The sequence below is a fragment of the Larkinella ripae genome (assembly GCF_054780775.1).
Genome location: NZ_BAAGVR010000020.1, coordinates 156,415 through 178,198 on the forward strand (window position 1 = coordinate 156,415; position 21,784 = coordinate 178,198).

At 55.5% G+C, this 21,784-nt stretch carries 17 protein-coding genes; 6 read left to right on the forward strand and 11 right to left on the reverse strand.

Annotation, left to right across the window (positions count from 1 at the left end; translation table 11 throughout):
* Positions 1–15: 15 nt before the first annotated feature.
* From ACYVHX_RS11780 to ACYVHX_RS11820, 9 genes are all read right to left on the reverse strand, one after another.
* Entirely contained in the window at positions 16–1,476 is a 1,461-nt protein-coding gene (locus ACYVHX_RS11780; protein WP_460671839.1) for a sulfatase family protein, read from the reverse strand.
* Between the two features lie 15 nt (positions 1,477–1,491).
* Entirely contained in the window at positions 1,492–2,787 is a 1,296-nt protein-coding gene (locus ACYVHX_RS11785; protein ID WP_460671840.1) for an MFS transporter, read from the reverse strand.
* A 70-nt stretch (positions 2,788–2,857) separates the two neighbouring features.
* Positions 2,858–3,493, reverse strand: coding sequence for a bifunctional 4-hydroxy-2-oxoglutarate aldolase/2-dehydro-3-deoxy-phosphogluconate aldolase (locus ACYVHX_RS11790; protein WP_460671841.1), 636 nt, complete (start codon positions 3,491–3,493; stop codon positions 2,858–2,860).
* Between the two features lie 12 nt (positions 3,494–3,505).
* Positions 3,506–4,504 carry a 2-dehydro-3-deoxygalactonokinase gene (locus tag ACYVHX_RS11795; protein WP_460671842.1) on the reverse strand — a complete coding sequence of 333 codons (999 nt, stop codon included), beginning with the start codon at positions 4,502–4,504 and terminating at the stop codon, positions 3,506–3,508.
* A 118-nt stretch (positions 4,505–4,622) separates the two neighbouring features.
* Positions 4,623–5,855, reverse strand: a complete 1,233-nt coding sequence (gene dgoD / locus ACYVHX_RS11800) for a galactonate dehydratase (RefSeq protein WP_460671843.1) — start codon at positions 5,853–5,855, stop codon at positions 4,623–4,625.
* A gap of 124 nt (positions 5,856–5,979) precedes the next feature.
* Positions 5,980–7,527 (reverse strand): SusD/RagB family nutrient-binding outer membrane lipoprotein, encoded by a 1,548-nt coding sequence (locus ACYVHX_RS11805; RefSeq protein WP_460671844.1) that lies wholly within the window; start codon positions 7,525–7,527, stop codon positions 5,980–5,982.
* A gap of 27 nt (positions 7,528–7,554) precedes the next feature.
* The gene (locus ACYVHX_RS11810; protein WP_460671845.1) at positions 7,555–10,689 is read right to left on the reverse strand and encodes a SusC/RagA family TonB-linked outer membrane protein; all 3,135 of its coding nucleotides are present in this window, start codon (positions 10,687–10,689) and stop codon (positions 7,555–7,557) included.
* A gap of 108 nt (positions 10,690–10,797) precedes the next feature.
* Positions 10,798–12,039: a mandelate racemase/muconate lactonizing enzyme family protein gene (locus ACYVHX_RS11815; protein WP_460671846.1), complete on the reverse strand. Its 1,242-nt coding sequence runs from the start codon at positions 12,037–12,039 to the stop codon at positions 10,798–10,800.
* 58 nt (positions 12,040–12,097) lie between these two features.
* Positions 12,098–13,135, reverse strand: a complete 1,038-nt coding sequence (locus ACYVHX_RS11820; protein WP_460671847.1) for a LacI family DNA-binding transcriptional regulator — start codon at positions 13,133–13,135, stop codon at positions 12,098–12,100.
* Between the two features lie 175 nt (positions 13,136–13,310).
* Between ACYVHX_RS11820 and ACYVHX_RS11825 the strand changes: the two genes are divergently transcribed.
* The 4 genes from ACYVHX_RS11825 (at position 13,311) to ACYVHX_RS11840 (ending at position 18,179) form a co-directional block, all read left to right on the forward strand.
* The gene (locus ACYVHX_RS11825) at positions 13,311–13,952 is read left to right on the forward strand and encodes a (2Fe-2S)-binding protein (protein WP_460671848.1); all 642 of its coding nucleotides are present in this window, start codon (positions 13,311–13,313) and stop codon (positions 13,950–13,952) included.
* Positions 13,949–14,947: an FAD binding domain-containing protein gene (locus ACYVHX_RS11830; protein WP_460671849.1), complete on the forward strand. Its 999-nt coding sequence runs from the start codon at positions 13,949–13,951 to the stop codon at positions 14,945–14,947. Before ACYVHX_RS11825 ends, ACYVHX_RS11830 begins: the two co-directional genes overlap by 4 nt.
* Positions 14,948–14,956: 9 nt before the next feature.
* The gene (locus ACYVHX_RS11835) at positions 14,957–17,206 is read left to right on the forward strand and encodes a xanthine dehydrogenase family protein molybdopterin-binding subunit (protein WP_460671850.1); all 2,250 of its coding nucleotides are present in this window, start codon (positions 14,957–14,959) and stop codon (positions 17,204–17,206) included.
* A 139-nt stretch (positions 17,207–17,345) separates the two neighbouring features.
* Positions 17,346–18,179 carry a hypothetical protein gene (locus tag ACYVHX_RS11840; RefSeq protein WP_460671851.1) on the forward strand — a complete coding sequence of 278 codons (834 nt, stop codon included), beginning with the start codon at positions 17,346–17,348 and terminating at the stop codon, positions 18,177–18,179.
* Positions 18,180–18,290: 111 nt separating this feature from the next.
* Here the strand turns inward: ACYVHX_RS11840 and ACYVHX_RS11845 are convergent, their stop codons facing one another.
* Positions 18,291–20,042 carry an alpha-L-rhamnosidase-related protein gene (locus ACYVHX_RS11845; RefSeq protein ID WP_460671852.1) on the reverse strand — a complete coding sequence of 584 codons (1,752 nt, stop codon included), beginning with the start codon at positions 20,040–20,042 and terminating at the stop codon, positions 18,291–18,293.
* Positions 20,043–20,056: 14 nt separating this feature from the next.
* Positions 20,057–20,662, reverse strand: a complete 606-nt coding sequence (locus tag ACYVHX_RS11850; protein ID WP_460671853.1) for an HAD family hydrolase — start codon at positions 20,660–20,662, stop codon at positions 20,057–20,059.
* A gap of 212 nt (positions 20,663–20,874) precedes the next feature.
* Between ACYVHX_RS11850 and ACYVHX_RS11855 the strand changes: the two genes are divergently transcribed.
* Positions 20,875–21,144 (forward strand): MerC domain-containing protein, encoded by a 270-nt coding sequence (locus ACYVHX_RS11855; RefSeq protein ID WP_460671854.1) that lies wholly within the window; start codon positions 20,875–20,877, stop codon positions 21,142–21,144.
* A gap of 153 nt (positions 21,145–21,297) precedes the next feature.
* A complete protein-coding gene (locus ACYVHX_RS11860) occupies positions 21,298–21,753 on the forward strand; it encodes a hypothetical protein (RefSeq protein ID WP_460671855.1) in 456 nt (151 codons plus the stop codon).
* Positions 21,754–21,784: the final 31 nt, after the last annotated feature.

The following is a 21,784-nucleotide window of genomic DNA, read 5'->3' on the forward strand; positions in this document are numbered from 1 at the left end:
GATTCGTTCAAGGGTTTAATTTTTTTCGACTCGCCCCACCGGACGCACATTCTTGCCTTCCCGCTTCTGCAAATCGTCGCCCAGATCGGCCCGGGCGGCTTCGGCCAGTTTTTCAAGCGCAGCGACTACCGCCGGATTCTGTTCGCGAACGTCATAGCGTTCGCCGGGATCACGCCGGAGATCATACAAGGCCATCGGAAATTCATTTGCTTCGGTGAGCGGACCCGGTTTTCCGTCCTGGCCCGGCGGAAAACCGACGTAGGTGCGTCCGGGATGGGCAAACACCAGTTTCCAGTGTCCCTGTCGGACCGCTTCCAGGCTGTTTTGCCGGTAGTAGTAATAGAAATGGTCGCGGGGCGTGGCGGTTTCGTCGCCTTTCAGGACCGCCACCATATCCACCCCATCAATGGCTTTTTTGGGAAGCCGGGTCCCGCACAGATTAGCAACGGTCGGCAGAATTTCCAGCGTCGTCAGCAGCTTGTTGGAGACCCGACCGGCCGGCACCACGCCCGGCCAGCGCACGATGCAGGGCACGCGGTGACCGCCTTCAAACGACGTTCCTTTGCCTTCCCGAAAACCGCCCGCCGATCCGGCGTGTTCGCCGTAGTTCAGCCAGGGGCCGTTGTCGCTGGTGAAAATAACGACCGTATTTTTGTCCAGTCCCTGCTGCTTCAATTCCCGTAAAATCTGGCCCACCGACCAGTCCAGTTCCATCATTACATCGCCCAGCAGGCCCGCCGAACTTTTGCCCCGAAACCGGCTCGAAGCGGCCAGCGGTACGTGCGGCAGCGGGTGCGGAACGTAGAGAAAAAACGGCCCCTTTTTGTGGTTGCGAATAAAACCGACGGCGCGCTCCGTGATGGAAGAGGTCAAGGCGCTGGCGTCTTCCAGGTTTTTCACTTCTTTGCCCGGCGAATTGCCTTCAATCAGGTGCAAGGGCGGATAATTGGCTTTGGCCTGGTTCGGGTGCAGCGGCCACATATCGTGCGAATACGGCACCCCGTAGTATTCATCAAAGCCCTGTTGCCGGGGCAAAAAGGCCTGCTGACTTCCCAAATGCCATTTTCCGAAAATTCCGGTCGCGTACCCTTTTTCTTTCAGTAACTCCGCGATGGTTTCCTCCTCCGGATTCAGGCCAACGGGCGAACCCGGTCCCAGGGCTCCGGAAATGCCCAGCCGGTTTGGGTAGCAGCCCGTCAGCAATGCCGCCCGCGACGCACTGCAAACGGCCTGAGCGGCCAGAAAACTCGTAAACCGCATCCCTTCGGCCGCCATTTGATCCAGATTGGGTGTCGTATACCCGGAGGCTCCGTAACAGGATAAATCACCGTACCCCAGGTCGTCGATGAAAAACAACACCACATTCGGCGGGCTGATTTCCGGGCGGTTTTTCCAGCTGCTGAACCCAAACCCAACGCCCGACAGAATAACCAGAGAAAAAAGGAGCTTGGGAAGGGGCAAATTGCGTACGCTCATTTTTGGCAGGGTAAGTTAGATCAACTCATTCAGTTCAACGGTTTTGGAATTTCGGGTTAACCCGTGAATGATGGCCCAAACCGTCAGGTAAGTAAATCCGCAAATCGTAAAAAGCAGATTGTAACCACCCGCTAAATTACCAGCCGCTTTGTAAGAATCCAGTAAATAGCCCACGAGCATGGGAAAAAAAATACCGCCTACCGCCCCGGCCATTCCGGCAATCCCCACCACGGAGCTAACGGCCTGCTTGGGAAACAGGTCTGATGCAACGGTAAAGACGTTGGTGGCCCAGGCCTGGTGCACCGCTACCGCCAGACTGATCAGGGCCACGACCATCCAGATGTTGGTCGCAAACTGGGCCAGAATGATTGAGATTTCCAGAAAAGCAAAGATGAGCAGGACGGTTTTTCGGGCTTTCAGCGTCGGCCAGCCACGCTTGATCAGGGCGGAAGACAGATAGCCCCCGCCAATGCTGCCGACGGTGGTAGCCAGGTAAATAATCATCAGTTCCGGACTCGTTTTTTTCAGATCGAGCTGGTAGGTCGAGGAAAAATAAGATGGCAGCCAGAACAGGAAAAACCAGAAAATCGGATCAATAAACGCTTTTCCGGTGATGACCGCCCAGGTTTGCGGCAGCGTAAACAATTTGAACCACTTGATCGGGATGCGTTCGGCCTGCTCGCTGTCCTGTCCGCTGGTGATCAGGGTGAATTCTTCAGCCGTGAGCCGTTTTTGCTTGGCCGGAACATCGTAGAAAATCAGCCAGAACACCAGCCAGACGAACCCCAGCACCCCCGTAATCCAGAACACTTCCTGCCAGCCGTACTGTCGCAAAATCCAGGGCACGAGCCACAACGCCACCACGACGCCCACGCTGGTACCGGAGTTGAAAATACCGGTCGCCAGCGCGCGTTCTTTTTTGGGAAACCATTCGGCCACGGTTTTAACGGCCGCCGGAAAATTGCCAGCCTCGCCCAAGCCCAGGCCCAGCCGCGCCAGCCCAAAGCCAAACGCGCTGCGGGCCACGGCGTGCAGCATTCCGGCCACGCTCCAGAACACAATGGTGATGGTGTACCCGAGTTTGGTGCCGGTTTTGTCAATCAGCCAGCCCGACAGGGCCAGACCAATGGCGTAGGCCGCCGTGAAGGCCATGACAATCTGCGCGTAGTCGGTTTCCGTCCAGTTAAATTCCTGTTCGAGAATGGGTTTTAATAAGCCGATAATCTGGCGATCCAGGTAATTGATGGTTGTCGCGATAAAGACCAGCGCGACGACAATCCACCGGTAATTTCTGATTTTGAACGTTGACACAGGGGTAGGATTTAGGGGAATGACAGCCGGGTCAAGTTATTCTAACCTAATCCGGCTAACGGGTTTACCGTTACGGAAGTTGATGGACAAACGCCTGAAAATGTTGCTTTAAACCGGTCCAGTCCCGCTGCTCAATGCGGTTTTTATCGAACAATTGCCCCCCAATACCGAGTCCGTCGGCTCCCGCTTTCAGGAAGTCCCTCATGTTGGCGAGGCTGATCCCACCGGTTGGCAGCAGTTTGACCTGGTTGAGGGGCGCTTTGACTTCCCTGAGATAGGCCGGTCCCAGCGAAGCCGCCGGAAACACCTTGATCATCGGCGCGCCGAGCAGCCAGGCTTTGTAAATTTCGGAAGGGGTAAATGCTCCGGGAAAAACCGGTATTCCGCGCTCCACGCAGGTTTGGATCACCGTTTCGTTGAGGATGGGTGTGACGATGAACTGAGCCCCGGCCGCCAGCGCCCGGTCGAGATCCGTTTCCGAACAGACCGTTCCGGCGCCGATGTTGAGTCCAGCCTGCTCGTTGGCAACCGCATCGCGAATCAGGCCCTCGGCACCGGGGGTATTCATGGTAATTTCAACATTCGTCAAGCCGGCTTCGCGGTAAATGGGTAGAATCCGCTTGACCGTTTCAGCCGGAATATTGCGAATAATACCAATGATCGGCGCTTTATAAAACAACTCCCACGAAAACGGAATGATCTCCATTCGACTACGGTTTTAAACACTCAACTTTTGATTCTGAAACAAAATAACCTGCCCCACTACAGCCGCCTGATCAATCAACTCCGCCGGAATGGTGGTGGTCCGATCGGAAAGGCCCAGCATTGAAATGGCTTCTTGATAAAAGGAAAACAGGTTGGTGCCACTGCACAAAACCAGGTGCCATTTTTGGTTGCTCAGTAGCGGTTTTAACTCGGAGCCAATCAGCAATCCGCTCAGGTAAAAGGCGTTTTGTTTCTTTGTCATTTTCTCAAATAACTGATTCGTCCGAACGGTAAAAAGCCGGTTTAAAAGCGACGGCCCCGATTCTGTTAATCCAACCCGAAAAGCCGCCAGATTGCTGTCTGAAAAATCGCTTAAGCTTCGCACCTCCAGGGAATCTTTCAGGATGCTGCGTGATGCCATCAAATTGAACACTTCACCCGTCATATAGGTCTCGAAATTGAGCAACTGATTGCCCTGGACGTACAGGTGTTTGGAGTGGGTACCCGGAAATATAAAGATGGCATCCCGGGGTCGTTTCCCCGCCGAATCGAGCAGAGCGGCCAGGCCAATCAATTGGGTTTCTTCACCCCGCATCACATCTTCCGTGCTTTTGACGCCGGAAATCAGAATCAGCTCGTGCGGAAACTCGTCACTGGCCGCAAAATACCGCACGCTGGTTTGACTGCCGTCCATCGCGAATGGCAGGGTCGCATACGGTATTTCTTCCATGCCGATGGACGAAGAAGCCATGCCCGAAACCGCCACCGGTATCTGATCCAGCGGAACAACTCCTTTGTCGGCTAATGCGTCGATCTGGCGTTTCAGATAATTCCGAAAAAACCGGTCTTTTAAAATCCCGCTCCGTTCTCCGGTATTTTTCCAATCATCAAAAACACTCGCAATACCCTGCTGCGAAACCACTTCACCCAGAAGCCGATAATCAGCACTGTCGATCAAACGCAACCGAAATGAAGAGGTTCCCCAATCACAACACAATAGATAATTGATCATTCAATACGTAAGTTTTGCGTCTGTTTTCATCTGGTCCCTAATTCGGTATTCGCTGTTCGTTGTTTTCTATTAAATTTAAAAATGTCGAATAACGAATAATGAATATCGAAGTTAAACATCACCAATCAACAACCGATCCATCCAGGGCGTTATACGTCTCCGGATTTTTCCAGTCGTGACCTATTTTATCTTTCAACTGGGCCTCATCCAGTTCAATGCCAAGTCCCGGTCCGGTGGGGATCAAAACCGTGCCGTCTTTTTCCAGTTTGAACGGTTTTTTCAGGTAGCCCTCCCCCAGCGACACCTGTTCCTGGACCAAAAAATTGGGCACACTGGCGGCCAGGTGCAAACCGACCGCCAGTGAAATGGGGCCCATCGGATTGTGCGGAGCGATGGGCACGTAATAGGCTTCGGCCATGCCCGCAATGATACGGCCTTCCGTAATGCCGCCCGCGTGGCACAAATCCGGCTGAATGATGCTCGCAGCCCGTTTTTCCAGGATCTCCCGAAAGCCCCATTTCGTAAAAATCCGCTCGCCGGTAGCAATCGGCAGGTGCGTCCCGCGGGCAATGTCGGCCAGCACGTCCACGTTCTGCGCCTGAACGGGTTCCTCCACAAACATGGGTTTATACGGTTCCAGCTCCTTGATCAGCAGCCTGGAGGTTTGGGGTGCAATGGCGCCGTGAAAGTCGATGGCAATGTCCATCTCCGGCCCACCCGCTTCCCGTAACGAGGCAAAATTATCGATGGCATATTGAATGAACTTCGGATTTTCGACAATGTTGGCCGGGTTCTTCCTGGCCACCCCGGTTTTGATGACCGTATACCCTTCCGCCTTCCGCTTTTTCATGTCCTCGGCGTTGCTGGCCCGGCCGTAAATCCGGACGCGGTCGCGGGTGGGACCGCCCAGCAGTTCAAAAACCGGCACGTTGAGCAGCTTGCCTTTGATGTCCCACAGGGCGTGGTCGATGCCGCTCAGGGCGCTCGTCAGAATTGGGCCTCCCCGGTAAAACGCGTGCCGGTAGATGGCCTGCCAGTGGTGGACAATGGCCCGGGGATCTTTGCCGATCAGATACGGCTCGACCTCCTTGATGGCGGTCTGGATGGTGAGCGCCCGGCCTTCGAGCAGCGGTTCGCCCAAACCAACTACGCCCACATCGGTATGGATCCGGAGAAAAATCCAGCGTGGTTTGACCAGAAACGTTTCCAGTTTGGTAATTTTCACTTTGCTGTAGTCCCGAAACGGACCCGGTTTTTGGGCGTAGGAGGTTTCTGGTAACGTCAGTAAGCCCGCTCCGGCGACACCCAAAACCGACTGGATGGCCGAGCGACGCGATACGTTTGATTTCATTTTTCTGCGGATTTAGGTTTGGTTATTTCGCAGCGTTTAGCTGGGATGGTTGGAGGTAAGCAGAGGCTCCGCTAAACTCTTTTTATTCCGCTAAACGCTGCGAAATAGCTGCTTGAAAACTACTTTACTTCTTGTCCCACCACACGCGGGTGCTTAGGGTATTGGGTCCCTGCCGGGTGATGGCGGCATTGATATTCTGCTGGTTGACAATGGTTTCACTGTCCGGGTAGGGCATCCGGCGGATAAATTCCTCCGTAATTTCCGAAGCCGGGTACGGGTTTTTCGTCAATGTTGGAAAACCGCTCCGGCGGAAATTGGCAAATAGTTCCGGGCCGTTCAGGAAGGAGGCCACCCAGTACTGCGTGTTGATTTGCTCCAGCGCCTTTGCGGTTTCGAGCGGATGGGCCGTCAGATACGCCTGAATCGTGGCTTCGGGAATGGCGGCTGTCGCGTCGTAAGCCGTCATCTGCTCCAGATTCGCCCGCACGCCTTTGGTGAAATAATCGGCCGCGTTGCCCGTGATCCAGCCGCGCTGGGCGGCTTCGGCCAGCAACAACTGCGTTTGCGAATGGGTGACGTGAAATTCCGGGGCATCCAGTTTCAAAACCGTGTTCAGGTTAACCTGCGTGAAATCCCACAAACTGGCAACACCGTACTGGGCCAAAACCGCCGGGGTCGAAACCGTCACGTTGTCGTAGCCCATCGGCATCCCCACCTGCACTTTCGGATCGGTGGACGCCCGGGAAGCAACCTGTTCCGGCCCACCTTTCGCCCCCACATACCGCACGGCGATGGACCCCAGGCGCGGATCGTTGTTGGCTTTCAGGTAATTGACAAACGGAGCCGCCAGGTAAAAGTTGGTTTTTTCGCGGGCCTGCAAGTGGTTGGCAATCCAGTTGTTATACAAAGCCGTGTGGCGCATCACCGCGTTGTCGTCGTTGGCCTGCATAAGGCCACCGGCCACGGCTTTGGTAACGTAAGTCCGGGCCGTGGTGGGGTCCACTTTGGTCAGACGCATGGCCGCCCGCAGCATGAGCGAATAGCCAAACTTTTTCCATTTAGCCACATTGCCCCCGTACAGAATATCCGTCGATTCGACGGCTTTCGTCGCATCCAAACCGGCGGATGCCTCGTCCAGTTCTTTTAGAATATCCTTGTAAATCGTTTCCTGCGGATCATACTTCGGCGAGGTAATCTCACTGATATACCCTTTAGCAGCTTCGGTATACGGAATGTCACCGTAGGTATCCGTCAGGATCATAAACGAGTAGGCTTTCCAGATGCGGGCCGAGTGGTAAAGGTTCGTGCGGTTCGCGTCATCCCGGGTCTTTTCGACCACATCCACGATCTGTTTCAGCACATTCCGGTAGAAATTCTGCCAGACGAGCGGGGTGTTGCTGACGTTGTTCTGGTTGTAATTGGCCCCGGCCAGCGAACTGCCGTAGGGCGTAATGATCTGTTGCACAATGCCAAATTCATAAGTCAGCATCTGCAGCGTGCCAAAACCGTCGAGGTATGTAGCGTCAATGATCGCTTTGTTCATGACGAACGAGGGCGCCAGCGTGGTCGGATCGACTTTGTTGGTGTTAATTTCGTCGAAGTTATCGTCGCAGCCGGTAAGCAGACAGAGCGAGGTCAGCAAACCAAACACGTATTTTTTTGTAGTTTTCATGGCGAAGGGGCTTTTTCGTTCGAGGGCTTAAAACTTGATGTTCAGGTTGAAACCCATGCTGCGGGTGGGCGGCAGACTCGGCCAGAAATCGAGACCGGTTGCGTTATCCGACGCATTGTTGACCATTTCGGGGTCCATGTTTTCGGTCCATTTTTTCAAAACCGCCACGTTGTTGGCCACCGCGTTCAGGCGAATGCCTTTGATGAAGAATTTTTGCGGCAGCAGTTTTGTGAAGTCGTAGCCGAGCGTGATCTGCCGGAGTTTCCAGAAACCGGCGTTGTAGATAAAGTCCTCGTAAATCCCCAGCACGTTCGGCGTTTCGTAAAACGGCTGAAGCTGCGAGCGGGTGGTGTTCACTTCGCCGTCGGGGTTCACGCCCACACCCACCACATAGCCTTCTGCCCGGCCCACCAGCGTATTCTTGTGCAAACCGTGCCGCAGGTAGTTCATGTTCTGCCCCCCGATCATTTTGAAGCCCAGTTTGAAGTCGATCAGCGTGGTCAGCGTAATGCCTTTGTACGAAAAGGTGTTCGTAATCCCGCCAAAGTATTTCGGCAGGGCATTTCCGACGTTCACCGGCGTGTTGTTGCGCAACGGCCGGCCGCTGCCTTTGTCGAACACCTGCCTGCCCTGCGCATCGCGGAGATAATTAAACGTAAACAACTGCCCGATCGGTTTTCCCACCACCTGCCGGAGTGTGCTGCCGCCCGAACCGCCCACGGTAATCATGGTGTCAGCCGCCGACAGGCCCAGCGTCAGCACTTCCGACGTGTTGTAGGCCAGGTTGGCGCTCACATCCCACTGAAAAGCTCCGGTTTGCACCGGCGTTCCGGTCAGCAGGATTTCCACGCCCTTGTTCATGCTCTTGCCGACGTTGATCAGCTTGTTCGTGTACGAGGAAGCGTCCGAAATCTGGGTGGCCAGAATCTGGTCCTCCGTGATTTTCCGGTAATACGTGAAATCCAGCCCGAGCCGGTTGTTGAAGAATTTCAATTCCGCTCCCACCTCGGCCTCCGACACCCGCAGCGGGCGCAGACTGCGGTTCGGCACGGAGGAGGCATTGATGCCGCCCACCGGAACCAACTGACCGGACGGCGTCGGGAAGTTGTTGTTATTCACCGCGTAAAACAGCGCATTCGAATACGGACTCACGTTGTCGTCGCCCACCTGCGCGTAAGCCGCCCGGATTTTTCCGAACGTCAGCCAGGTCGGCAGCGTGTTGAAAGCCTGCGAGAACACGAAACTTCCGGTCACGGACGGGTACAGAATGCTGCGGTTTTCGGGCGAAAGCGTGGAGAACCAGTCGTTGCGGGCGGTGGCATTCAGGTATAAAAATTCTTTATAGGACAGGGTAGCTGCCGCGTACAGCGAGTTGATTTTCCGTTCCGATAAACTATACAGGGGGTTTTTCACCCGGCCATTCATAACGGTGTACAAACCGGGTTGGACAAAATCCTGCACGGTCACGCTGTTGTAATCCATGCGTACAAACCGCTGGTTGCCCCCAAGCGTTACATCGACGCCAAAGTCGCCGAACGTGCGGTTGCCGCCCAGAATAAAGTCGTAATTCCGTTCGACAAACTTGCGGACGTCCTGCGTGTAGGAGCCATTCACGTAACCGGCGGGCGCTTTGGCAATCGGCGCGTAGCCGTTCGGAATGTTGTAATCCTGATTCCGGGTGTAGAGATCCTGCGCCAGACGGGCCTGCAAATACAGCCAGCTGGTAAACTGGTATTTCAGGGCCACGTTGCCGAAAAGCCGGTCGCGTTTGATGTTCTCAAAGTGGTAATTCACCGAATAATACGGATTGTTGCGCACCAGAAACCGGGAGAACACAAACTCGTCGCCGTTGGGCATCACCTGGTGTTCTTTCAGGGCGGCAAATGGCATCGAATTCGCCAGCGTCATGACCACCGTCGGCGTAGCAAAATCCTGGGTGTTGAGCTGCGTGGGGTTACGGTTGTATTCGTTGGAATAGTTGATGTTTCCGCTGGCCACCAGGTTCTTGTTGATGTTCTGCGAAAAACCGAGGTTGATGGTTTTGCGGTTAAAATCCGAATTGGGCGTAATGGCCTTGTTGTCGGTATTTGCAAACGAAAGGCTAAAACCGCCGTTTTCGCCGTTGTTGGAAACCGTGATGGTGTTGGTGAAATTGGTCCCGACCTGATAAAACTGCCGGACCCGGTTTCGCACCGGCTCGTAGGGATACGTGTCCCCGTCAAACAATACCTGCGTCATGCCCGGCTGAAATTTCTCCCCGAAGCTCCAGACGCCGGAAGTTGGGAACGGCGTCGTCGGCCGGATGCCGCCCTCGCCCTGTCCGTATTCGTACTGAAAATCCGTGAAATCCAGCGGGGTCTCGGTTGTGAAATTGGTGTTGTACTCCACCCCGAATCCTTTGCCCGCACCCCGGCTTTTGGTCGTAATCATCACCACTCCATCTTTGGCCCGCGAACCGTAGAGGGCGGCCGCGGTGGCTCCTTTCAAAACCGTCATCGTCTCAATGTCGTCCGGATTGATGCTCGACAGGCCGTCGCCCCCGTCGGAATTGTTAGCCGCCCGATTTCCGAAATTTCCGCCCAACGCGTAGTTGGAATTGTCCACCGGCACGCCGTTGATCACGATCAGCGGGTTATTCTGACCACTGAACGACGACTGCCCGCGAATCCGGATTTTGGAACTCCCGCCCGGCCCGGTCGACATGGTGGAAATGTTGACGCCCGCCATTTTGCCCTGCAAACTCGTCATCAGGTTCGGACTGCGGTTGGTCGAAATTTGGTCGGCATTCACGGTGGCCGTCGCGTATCCCAGCGTCTTCGATTCGCGCTTGATCCCCAGCGCCGTCACCACCACTTCATTCAGATTTTTGGTATCCTCCACCAGCTGCACGTTGATCACCGACCGGCCGTTGACCGGCACCGTCTGGCTCACGTAGCTGATGTACGAAAAGACCAGCGACGCATTCGCCGACGCGTTGATGGCGTAGTTGCCCTCGGCATCGGCTACCGTTCCCGTGGTGGTACCACTCAACAAAACGTTCACTCCGGGCAGCGGTTTTCCGTCGGCTCCGGTCACTTTTCCGGTGACCCGGTTGTTCTGGGCAAAACCGTAGCTTTGCCCCAGAAACACAAGCAGAAGCAGGCATTCTAGCGTTTTTTTCATGGTTCAGGAATCGGATTAAGGGTGGAAAATGCACGATGAGCGATGAATGATAAATTACCTGATTCCTCAATGATTCTTCTCTCATCAGGCATCACTCATCATTCTGGTTTACCAGTTGTGAATCGAGCCATCGGGGGCTTTCAGGATCGGGTGCGGAAACTTCGTATTGGAGGTAACTTCCAGGACGAACGTCGCTTTTTTGGGGTCGAATTTGACACCCAGACCCGGTTCCGGATTGAGGTAGAGCTTGCCGTTTTTGAACAGTATGTAATCGTCGTTGAAGTAAGGCGGTCGTTCGGGTTCGCCCCCGCCGAGTTCCATCAGCGCGCGCATCGGGCTGCTCGAACCCAGCGCGTGGACCAGCGTGGCGGTGGCCAGCGGACCCGTAAAATGCGGAATCATACCGACGTAATGCGTCTCACACATCGACGCCAGTTTCTTAAATTCGGAAATGCCCCCCGTATTTGGAATCGTAAACCGGGTGTAATCGATCAGGTGCTGTTCGATGAACGTGTTGCTGTCCCAGCGGTCGCCGAACTGCTCGCCCACGGCGATGGGTACGTTGGTCATTTGCCGCACGGTTTTGTAGACATCCGGGTTTTCGGAGCGCACGATGTCTTCCACGAAATAGGGTTCCAGCGACTCCAGCGCCTTGCAGATTTTCACGCCTTCGGTGGTGTCAAACCGGGTGTGCAAATCAATGGCCCAGTTGCCGCCACCGCCCACAGCCGTGTCGATGCGTTTGCAGAACTCAATGGTTTTTTTGGCGTTCTGGTAAAAATCAAAGGGCTGATCGCCGTTGCCGCCCGTCGGTCCGATCCGGTACGATCGCAAACCGGCTTTGATGCAGTCCTGCGCGCGTTCCTCTTCGGTTTTGGCTTTCGACGCCCGGAACCCGGTCGCATAGCATTCGACGTAATCGCGCGTGGCGCCCCCCAGCAGTTCATACACCGGCACGCCCATAGCCTTGCCTTTGAGGTCCCACAGCGCCATGTCGAGGGCGCCCTGGGCGTGCAGTTTTTCGCGGCCCGGCGGGTAGAACATGCCCCGGTAGAGGTTCTGCCAGATGTGTTCGATGCGGAAGGGATTCTCGCCAATCATCATCTGGGCACACTGCTCGATCATATCTTTGGAACCACCCTCCCCGACCCCGATAATCCCGCCATCGGTTTCAATTTCGACAATGCCCCGTGCCTGATTAAACAGCGGTTTATTGTAACCGGGAGCCGCGTAATACCGGATTTTGGTAATTTTCAGTTTGGGTACGGCGGCATCACTCAGCAAAGGCAAACCGGTCAGAAGGGCGCCGGAACCGAGCACGGCGGATTTCAGAAAATTTCTGCGTAACATAAATGATCCAGATAAAGAGAGTCGTTTAAACGATTAAGCAATCAAGTAAATGAAAACTTCAGGAAACGGATATTTTTATTCGGGACGAGTCCCGCGCCATTAGTTTGGCTTCCATCAGAATCTGCTGTCGGTCGGCATCCGGTTTTTTCAGTTTCTGCACCAGAATTCCGACGGCGGTTTTTCCCAGTTCTTCCATCGGCTGGAGCACGTACGTAATGGGACAGTAATACAGATCAAACGCTTCGGCCTGCCCGAAACTGACGATCGCCAGGTCATCCGGCACCTTCAATCCCAGGGAGTTGATGTATTTTAAACCGGTGATGGCCAGCCGATACGTCGCAAAAATCACCGCATCGACGGCGCAATCCGCGGCCAGCATTTCGTCGATGCCCGCCTTGATCTCCTCCTCAACCGTATCGAAACCGATTTCTTTCAACCAGCCGGGCTGAAAATCGAGGCCGTTTTTTTCCAGCGATTCCCGGTAGCCCCGGATGCGTTCGTGCATGTGAAAAAGCCGGGATTTATAGGCAATCAGGCCGATGCGCTGGTATCCGTTCTGGATCAGGTGTGCGCCTGCGTCAAAGGACGCTTTGTAGCTGTTCAGCGAAACGAAATCCGTAGACAGGTGCGGAAAGTGCCGGTCTAACAGCACAAAAGCCACATTTTTATCCATCAGATACTGAATCTGCTCCTCCGAATTCTCCGACGACACGATGATAAAACCGTCCACCTGCCGGTTCAGAAAGACCGTGATCAGGTCCCAGGATTTTTCCGCCTTCTCGTCGGAACTTCCGATGATCACCGTGTACCCGTACTTCTTGGCTTCGTCCTCCACAATCCGGGCAATGTTGGCAAAAAACGGATTCGAAATGTCGGCAATGATCAGGCCAATGGTTTGTGTTTTGCCGCTTCGCAGGCTTTTCGCCAGGTAATTCGGCTCATAATTCAACTCTTTGGCGATCTGCTTGATCTTGACGGCAATCTCGTGCCCAACCCGGCTTTCCTTTTCTTTGCCATTCAATACGTACGAGACCAGCGCGGTGGAAACCTGCGCTTTCTCGGCAATATCCTTCAGAGAAACCTTTTTACGCTGCATAGAGGGGACGGATCATCCAAATGTATGTTTAATCGTTTAAACTAAAAACAAAATGGTATATTTTTTTTATTTAGTTTTGTTTTTTGAATTTGGCGGTATTCCCTTCAAAATACTTTTCGGCTCATCCTTTTCTGCCTACCTTTGAGCATCCGACCCTTTCCCAGCCCTGAATTTGATGATGGAAGAATTTCCGCACGATGGCAACCCGTTCGATGAGGAGTCTCAGGAAAACCGCCGGTTTTTTCTGAAACAGTCCCTTGCGCTCACTAGCCTGGCCTTCACCCCGCTTTCCTTTCACCCCACTGCCGATTCGGAACCGGATGACCTGTCCGGTGGCCCGACCGAAAAAGTGACGGTTTCGCTGACGATCAACGGCACCCGGCACCGGCTTTCCACCGACCCCCGCCGGACGCTGCTCGATTTGCTGCGCGAACAACTCGGCCTGACCGGCAGTAAAAAAGGCTGCGATTTCGGCCAGTGCGGAGCCTGTACGGTTCTCGTCGACGGGCAACGCGTACTGGCCTGTCTGAGTTTTGCCGTGATGCAGGAGGGCCGGAAGATTACGACAGTCGAAGGGCTGTCCAACGGAAATCACCTGCACCCCTTGCAGGATGCCTTCATCCGGCACGACGGTTTTCAGTGTGGCTATTGCACGCCCGGTCAGCTCCTGTCGGCGGTGGCCTGTCTGCGCGAAGGGCGCGCCCGTACCGAAGCCGAAATCCAGGAATACATGAGCGGAAACCTTTGCCGGTGTGGCGCCTACCCGAACATCGTCAACGCCATTCTGGACGTCAAAAACAGCGGCCAGCGCGTATGAAGGCTTTCCAGTACGTACGCCCGACCCGGCTGAGCGAGGCCATTGCCGCCGTGGCCACCGACCCGAACGCCCGGTTTATTGCCGGGGGTACCAACCTCATCGATCTGATGAAACGGGGTCTTGCATCGCCCGAAAAGCTCGTGGACATCAACCGGCTGCCGCTGAAAAAAATTGAACAGAAAACCGGGTTTGTGCGCATCGGGGCGCTGGCGCTGAACAGCCAGGTCGCCCAGCATAAATTGATTCGGGTAAATTACCCGCTCCTGGCGCAGGCCCTGACTGCCGGGGCTTCCGGGCAGTTGCGCAACATGGCAACCGTCGGCGGCAACCTGCTCCAGCGAACCCGCTGCCCGTATTTTTACGATCCGGTTTTTGCCTGCAACAAACGCAATCCGGCGAGCGGCTGCGGGGCGCTGGAAGGCATCAACCGCCAGCATGCTCTTTTTGGCGTCGGCGCGCAGCCCGAAAACCGGGTGTGCCTTGCAGTCAACCCCAGCGATATGAGCGTCGCCCTGGCGGCCCTGGAGGCAACGGTGCTGGTGATGGGCCCGAATGGCCAGCGCCGGATTCCGTTCGACGCGTTTCACCGCCTGCCCGGCGACCGCCCGGATCTGGACACGACCCTGGAACCCGCCGAATTGGTGGTAGCCGTCGATCTGCCGGATTCGCCGTTCAGTCAACACAGTCATTACCTGAAAGTCCGCGACCGGGCTTCGTTCGCCTTTGCGCTGGTTTCGGTGGCGGCTGCGCTGGATCTAGAGCAAAACCGGATCAAAGCCGCCCGGCTGGTGATGGGTGGCGTGGCCCACAAACCCTGGCGGTTTTTGGACGTTGAAAAAATGCTCCAGAATCAAGCGGTTTCGGAAGCGGTTTTTCAACAAGCCGCCGATTACGCCCTGCAGGGTGCGAAGGCGCTCGAACACAACGCTTTCAAAATAAAAATGGCGACCAATGCCATCGTTCATGCTTTAAAACAAGCAGCCGGTCTTTTCTGACTTTTTCTGATGAAACCCGCTTTTTTTGATTCTCCGGCCCCCATTCCATCGCTGGACCGTGTCGACGGCCGGCTGAAAGTGACCGGCACGGCGACGTATTCGGCCGAATACAAAGTCGATCACCTCGCCCACGCCGTTCTGATCACCAGCACCATTGCGAAAGGACGCATTACCCGCATCGGGACCCAATCGGCCGAAACCGCTCCCGGGGTGCTGGCCGTCATCAGTCACCTTAACTCACCGGGTGTTCCGACCTACGGCCCGGTGAAGCAACCTGCCGATCGGGCCGCTGTCGGAACGGCTTTCCGGGTGTTTTACGACGAATTCGTTTACTTCAGTGGCCAGCCCGTGGCGGTGGTGGTGGCCGATTCGCCCGAACAGGCCCGGTTTGCGGCCAGTCTGGTCCGGATCGATTACGATACCGAAACGCACCAGACCGACTTTGCCGCCAGTCAAACCCGGGCGGTTTTGCCGGCCAGCGTGCAGCGGAACAAAAATTCGCCTTTTCAGGATTACGCGCGGGGCAATCCGGACGCCATCCAGTCCGCCGAGCTGAAGGTGGAAGCCACCTACACGATTCCGACGCAGCACCACCAGCCGCTGGAACCGCACGCCATCCTTGCCGTCTGGGAAGCCGACGACAGACTGACGGTCTACGATAAAAATCAGGGCGTAAAATCCGCGCAGGGCAATCTGGCCCAGGCGTTTAAGCTGCCCCGCGAACAGGTAAAGGTTATTTCGCCATTTATTGGCGGAGCCTTTGGGTCCGGAATTCGGGTCTGGCCGCATACGGTGGCGGCTGTTCTGGCGGCCCGGCACGTCAAACGGCCGGTGAAGCTGGTTTTGGGGCGCGACCAGATGTTTACCTCGGTGGGCTACCGGCCCTTTACCGTACAGAAAATCGCGATGGGTGCCAGCCGGGACGGGATGTTATCGGCCATCATCCACGAAGGAACCGGCCAGACGTCCGCCTACGAAGAACACCTGGAACGGACCATTCTGGCGACGCGGGCGATGTACGCCTGTCCAAACGTAACGACGCGGTACCGGCTGCTTCCTCTGGATGTAAACACGCCCACCTGGATGCGCGGCCCCGGCGACGCTACCGGGATGTTCGCGCTGGAATCGGCCTTCGATGAACTGGCGTTCGCCTTGCAACTCGACCCGCTGGAACTGCGGCTGCGCAATCATACCGACGCAGACCCCGAACGAAACCTGCCCTGGTCGGCCAAGTCCCTGAAAAAATGCTACCAGACCGGGGCGGACCAGTTTGGCTGGAAAAACCGCCCGTTGCAACCGCGTTCGCGGCAAACCGGGGGCTGGCTGGTGGGCTACGGAATGGCGTCCAGCCTATACGGTTTTCACCGACATCCCGCCAAAGCCAGAGCCATTCTGCGGGCCGATGGTACGGTGGTCATTCAGAGCGCGACAATGGACATTGGTCCCGGAACCGGCACCGCGCTGGTCCGGATTGCGTCCGAACTCCTGGGAGTGAGTCCCGCCAAAATCCGCTGCGAACTGGGCGATTCCAGCCTGCCCGACGCCCCCGGCCAGAACGGCTCGGCCACGATCACCAGCGTCGGCTCGGCGGTCCATGCCGCCTGTACGGCCCTGCGGCACAAAATTCTGGTGCTGGGCGCTTCGATGCCCGATTCGATGCTGGCAAGTGCGTTTCCCGAGGACGTAGTGATCAGAAAAGGCCGGGCGTTTCCGACGGCGGAGGCCAAATCGGGGGTTTCGTTCGTCGATATTCTGAAGTACCACCAACTACCCCAGGTGGAGGTGACGGAAGAGTCCAGACCGGGCCCGGAGCGGGATCAGTATTCCATGTACTCGTTCGGTTGTCACTTTGTGGAAGTCTACGTCAGCCCGGTTACGGGCGAGGTCCGGGTCAAACGCGTGACGACCTGCGCCGATGTGGGCCGGATCATCAATGAAAAAACCGCCCGCAGCCAGTCCATCGGGGGCATTGTTGGGGGCATCGGCATGGCGCTGATGGAAGAATCGGTGATGGACCATCGCTACGGCCGTTACCTGAGCAGCGATTTTGCCAGCTACCACATTCCGGTGCACGCCGATGTGCCGCAAATCGACGTGTTTTTTGTCGATCAGCCGGATGTGCACGTCAACCCGATCGGTGCCAAAGGACTGGGCGAGATTGCCATCGTGGGTGTAGCGGCTGCCATCGCCAATGCGGTTTTTCACGCCACCGGAAAACGGATTCGGCAACTGCCGATTACGCCCGACAAGCTGATTTAACCCTAACCGTTCGATTTATCCCACCGAAAAACCGGGTCTTCAAAGAACGAATCGGGCTTTTCATACAATGCAGAATGGTTCCGCAGGGCCGCGACCTTAGGTTTGTGGCGACAACTACTGATCAACCATTTTACATGCTATGAAAACCGTACTGCACACTGTTCTCTTTAGTTTCCTGGCCCTGGGTTTGTTCAACTGCAAAAAAGCCGACGATGACGCGCTCAAACCGACGGATGTGAACTGCAAACTCGTGGCGCTGGACTGGGGCAACGGCCGAAAAGAAGAATACGAATACAACGCAGCCGGTTTTATGACCAAATGGACCATCCGTTACGACGCCAGCGACACCGACCCCGCGGCCGTTTACGTCTATTCGTTTAAACACAACAGCGAAAACCAGATCATTTCCGGTACGATTACGGTGGACGGAAAAATCCCCGATAAAATTACGGACCTGGGACTCGGCAATGCGATTGCCTGCACCTGGAGCAACGGCAAACTGACCGAACTGAACGATATGCTGGGCGACAAGATGCTGTACACCACCAAAGTTGCCTACGATGCACAGGGGCGGATTACGCAGTTACGCTGCGCTTCCGGGAACCCCAATGAATATTCATTTGAAAAAACGTACACCTACGACGCAGCAGGAAACTGCCAGTTTGAGCTGACCGAAAACGACGTCAAGCTGGGCTATGACGAACTGACCTACGACAACACGACCAAAAGCTCCGAATCCTTGCTGACCCGGCACGGTTTGCCCTTTGATTTTGCCAACCTGATCCCCTGGAAAATGCACAACCTGAAAGCGCTCAAAACTTCCGTGTACAATTCGAAGGGCAAGCTGATTTCGAGCAAATCCTACCAGATCACGAATGTGGTCAAAAACAGCCACAATTACGCCGTTTCGCAGGTCGTCGAGGGCGACAGTACTAAAAAAGTGAACACTTTTTCGCTGTCGGATTGCGAGTAAATCGTAAAAAATCAAAGGCGGTTTTCCATCCGAAAATCGCCTTTGATCATTCCTTCTGCCATTGATTTTTGTGCCTCCAGATTTAGGGCGGGCGGTTTGCACCGGACCTCCTTACCGAATAATCCTGACTTCTTTCGGCCCGCTAACGTCCGTCTGGATTTTGCCGCTGGCGAGTTTGGTGTGTTTCACCTTCACCACGCCAAACGGTGTCGGAAACGTCCCTTCGGCAAAGGTTAAATCTTCGAGGTGCGGGTCGATTTTGATGGCTTTGCAACCCGGTTCCACCACCTTGATGCCGAGTACGTGCTCTGTCAACCAGGGCGTGGGGCCGGACGCCCAGCCGTGCGCCAGACTGTGCCGAAACCCAACGTAGCAATACGCCCCGCATTCGCCGTGAATGTCTTTCCTGCCTTCCGGCACCAGTTCGTCGATGCGCCCGGCGTTTTTCACCCAGTCCAGGTTAAAATCTTCCCAGAAGGTGGTAGCTCCCAGGTCAAGCATGCCGCCCCAGAACGTGCGGATGTTGGCCAGCGCCCCTTTGTAGTCGCCCGCTTTGGCCTGCGCCTGGAGCATGTAATAGCCGTAAAAAGTCGAAAAATTGCGGGCACCTTCTACCGCCAGCACGTCTTTGTTCGCTTTTTCGGCGGGCAGCAACCCGGAGAGGGCCAGCAGAGCCGCCCCCTGTTTGGATTGGTTCGGATCGGGCACGTACTGCTTCAGCCGGGCCACGGCCTGGTCGCATTTTTGGGCCGTGGCCGGGTCTTTCAGAATGCGGCTGATGTCTCCGGCGGCATTCAGCGACAGCACCAGCATGGCCTGCAACCCCGCGTGGATTCCCTTCTGATTTTCGCTCGACGGCCAGTCCAGAAACCGGGTGCCGTCGAGCTTTTCGCTGTTTTTATCGTCGATTTTCTGCGTCAGCAAATCCACCAGGTTTACCAGATAGGTCTGCTGTTCTTTCAGGTACGCCAGATTGCCGTTTTGCAGATACCAGTCCCGGTGAATCAGAATCCACCACATGGAATACGTACTGATGCCGTTCATCCAGCCGGGCAGGGGCGTAATATCCCGCGCCAGATCGAGGCTTTTCGGCACGACCTCGTTGGAGCCAAAAACCGCATTGATGGTGGCAACCTCGGGGTGCATGTCGCCCACCCACACCAGCCGGTCGCGCTTGATGCCGTCCCAGAGGTAATCCTGCATGTTCAGGTGTACGGTGTAGGCGCCGGTTGCCCAGATTTGGTTCAGTCGCTCGTCGCTGCTGCGGAACGAACCCAGATACGGAATATCGCGAAACACAAAAATCGCCCGCAACTCCTTCAGCAGCAACTCCGTGTTGCCATCAACGAGGTCGATCCGGACGAAGCGAAAACCGGTGTTGCCGATTTCGAGTTTCCCCAGCCACGGCACCTGCACCGTCAAATCCCGGATGGCGTGGTCGTTGGTCGCATTTTGTTTGGGTTCGATATCCGCCATCGCTTCGCTGGCCGACTCCCCGAAGCGAATCCGGACCGTAATCGGTTTGCTTTCCCGCCACTGGCCGGTTACGATCTGCAAACCGCCGTGCAGTTCGCGGCCGAAATCGAGCAGCAGACCGGGTTTGCCGCTGGCGTCACTTTTCAGCGCACACAGGTCTTTCCCCGACAGGTCGGCCTGTCCGTTGCCGGTTTTCAGCAGCCGGTCGGCATTGCGGATGGTACCGGTTTGCCAAAGAATCTTTACGGGCGACAAAAACCGCCGGACGGTGGCTTCGGTCTGGGCTTCTTTTGCGCGGGCGGGTCCAAAAATCGGGGGAAGCTGGGCCTGCGCCAGACCAACCAGGTTCAGGCAAAAGGCAAGGGTTAGGAAGGCGGTTTTTTTCATGGCTAAGGGCGGTTTCAGGAAAGAAGGCCAGCCGCGGCCAGGGCATCTTTCAACTGGTCCGGGTTGTGAAAATGAATGGCGTGAATGCCCAGTTGTTCGGCGGCTTTGACGTTGCGCAGGTTGTCGTCGATAAACAACGCTTCGTCCGGTTTCACCGCATAGCGGTTCAACAGCGTGTTGTAAAACGAAGCAAAGGGCTTGCGGTCCTTTTCAGTCCCCGACACCACAATGCCGTCGAACCACGCCAGAAACTCGAACCGCTCCAGGGCCAGCGGAAACGTCTCCGCCGACCAGTTGGTCAGGGCGTAGAGTTTGTACTTTCCACTGTCTTTCAATTGCCGGAGCAGGTCAACGGTGCCCGGAATGTCACCACCCAGCATTTCCGACCAGCGCCCGTAAAAATGCCGGATGTTTTCCTCGTGCTCCGGAAATTGCGTCACCAGCAACTGCGTCGCTTCGGCCAGCGATCGTCCGCCGTCCTGCTCTTCGTTCCATTCCGGCGTACAAACGGTGGTCAGAAAATGGCGCATTTCTTCTTCCTGCAGGAGTTTTGAATACAGGTAATTGGGATTCCAATCAATTAAAACCGCACCCAAATCAAAAATGATCGTTGTAATCATGGGGTCAAAAAAGAGGTCAGTTAAGTAATGAAGCCCCAAGTACTTAAAAAATATCGGTTTAACCTTCCCGTGCTTTCGGCAAAACCCGCGTCGGCACCAGGCGCTCCCGGTTTTCGACAGAAAAGGATTATTTATTTTTGCAACATAGTTGCATTTAGGAACTTTGTCGTACTTTTGTGGCGCCTAAATTTAGTTATTCTTTCTTTCCGACTATGGCCACCTCCTACAGCAAAGCCGATTACATCGGCATCACCGGCTCAGTGCTCTGCATCATTCATTGCCTGATCACCCCCATTCTGCTTATTTCCTCGACGCTGCTGACCGACCACACCCTGCGCGTCGGGTTTCTGAGTCTGGATTACGTCTTTATTCTGGTCAACATCGTGGCGGTCTTCTTTGCCAGCCGCCGGGCCCGCGAACCCTACATTAAGCTGGGTTTGTGGAGCTTTCTGGCGGTTTTTGCCGGGGCACTGCTGCTGTAAGAAGTGCACGAGGGGTTTGAATACCTGGCATTTGCGGCTTCGGCCGGACTGATCGGGATGCACATTCAGAACTTGCGTTCGCACAAACACGAACCCGCTGCCTGACCGGTACCTTCCCGGCATCAATACCATCCACGGAAAACCGCCTTACTCATGCTTCGCTTCATCCTGCTTATCGCCCTCAGCACTATGCTGTTCATCGGTTGTTCTACCTCGGAGAAAAAAGATCCGCTTCTGGAAGAAGCCGCCCGGTTTCACCACGAAGCCACCCAGATTCAGGCCGCGGTGGAACCCAAAATTGAACAGATCGATTCGCTGAAAACCGCCCTGGGCGGTCGGCCCGACCCCACGGCGGCTGCAATTGGGAACACGCTGGACAGTCTGAAAAAGGCATATGAACACTGGGAAGAAAACCTGGTGGAAGTGCCCGGAATGCCGCACGAACACCACCACGGCGAACACGCGCACCATCACCCGGCCGACGCAACGCTGAAAGACCTGCCTCCCGGCCAGATGCGGGATTTGCAACGGGAAACCCGGGACAACATCCGGCAAATTCAGGAGCGCACCGAAGCTGCTTTTGCCCAGGCCACAACTTTACGTAACTAATTATTTTCCAGCGCATTGGGCAGTTCTGGTT

Excerpts from the sequence above, each read along its gene's own strand:
- ACYVHX_RS11795 (WP_460671842.1), bottom strand. The coding sequence starts at position 4,504 with ATGATCAATTATCTATTGTGTTGTGATTGGGGAACCTCTTCATTTCGG.
- ACYVHX_RS11835 (WP_460671850.1), top strand. The coding sequence starts at position 14,957 with ATGAAACCCGCTTTTTTTGATTCTCCGGCCCCCATTCCATCGCTGGAC.
- ACYVHX_RS11860 (WP_460671855.1), top strand. The coding sequence starts at position 21,298 with ATGCTTCGCTTCATCCTGCTTATCGCCCTCAGCACTATGCTGTTCATC.
- ACYVHX_RS11850 (WP_460671853.1), bottom strand. The coding sequence starts at position 20,662 with ATGATTACAACGATCATTTTTGATTTGGGTGCGGTTTTAATTGATTGG.
- ACYVHX_RS11805 (WP_460671844.1), bottom strand. The coding sequence starts at position 7,527 with ATGAAAACTACAAAAAAATACGTGTTTGGTTTGCTGACCTCGCTCTGT.
- ACYVHX_RS11825 (WP_460671848.1), top strand. The coding sequence starts at position 13,311 with ATGATGGAAGAATTTCCGCACGATGGCAACCCGTTCGATGAGGAGTCT.
- ACYVHX_RS11845 (WP_460671852.1), bottom strand. The coding sequence starts at position 20,042 with ATGAAAAAAACCGCCTTCCTAACCCTTGCCTTTTGCCTGAACCTGGTT.
- ACYVHX_RS11830 (WP_460671849.1), top strand. The coding sequence starts at position 13,949 with ATGAAGGCTTTCCAGTACGTACGCCCGACCCGGCTGAGCGAGGCCATT.
- dgoD (WP_460671843.1), bottom strand. The coding sequence starts at position 5,855 with ATGAAATCAAACGTATCGCGTCGCTCGGCCATCCAGTCGGTTTTGGGT.
- ACYVHX_RS11780 (WP_460671839.1), bottom strand. The coding sequence starts at position 1,476 with ATGAGCGTACGCAATTTGCCCCTTCCCAAGCTCCTTTTTTCTCTGGTT.
- ACYVHX_RS11840 (WP_460671851.1), top strand. The coding sequence starts at position 17,346 with ATGAAAACCGTACTGCACACTGTTCTCTTTAGTTTCCTGGCCCTGGGT.
- ACYVHX_RS11790 (WP_460671841.1), bottom strand. The coding sequence starts at position 3,493 with ATGGAGATCATTCCGTTTTCGTGGGAGTTGTTTTATAAAGCGCCGATC.
- ACYVHX_RS11820 (WP_460671847.1), bottom strand. The coding sequence starts at position 13,135 with ATGCAGCGTAAAAAGGTTTCTCTGAAGGATATTGCCGAGAAAGCGCAG.
- ACYVHX_RS11855 (WP_460671854.1), top strand. The coding sequence starts at position 20,875 with ATGGCCACCTCCTACAGCAAAGCCGATTACATCGGCATCACCGGCTCA.
- ACYVHX_RS11815 (WP_460671846.1), bottom strand. The coding sequence starts at position 12,039 with ATGTTACGCAGAAATTTTCTGAAATCCGCCGTGCTCGGTTCCGGCGCC.
- ACYVHX_RS11810 (WP_460671845.1), bottom strand. The coding sequence starts at position 10,689 with ATGAAAAAAACGCTAGAATGCCTGCTTCTGCTTGTGTTTCTGGGGCAA.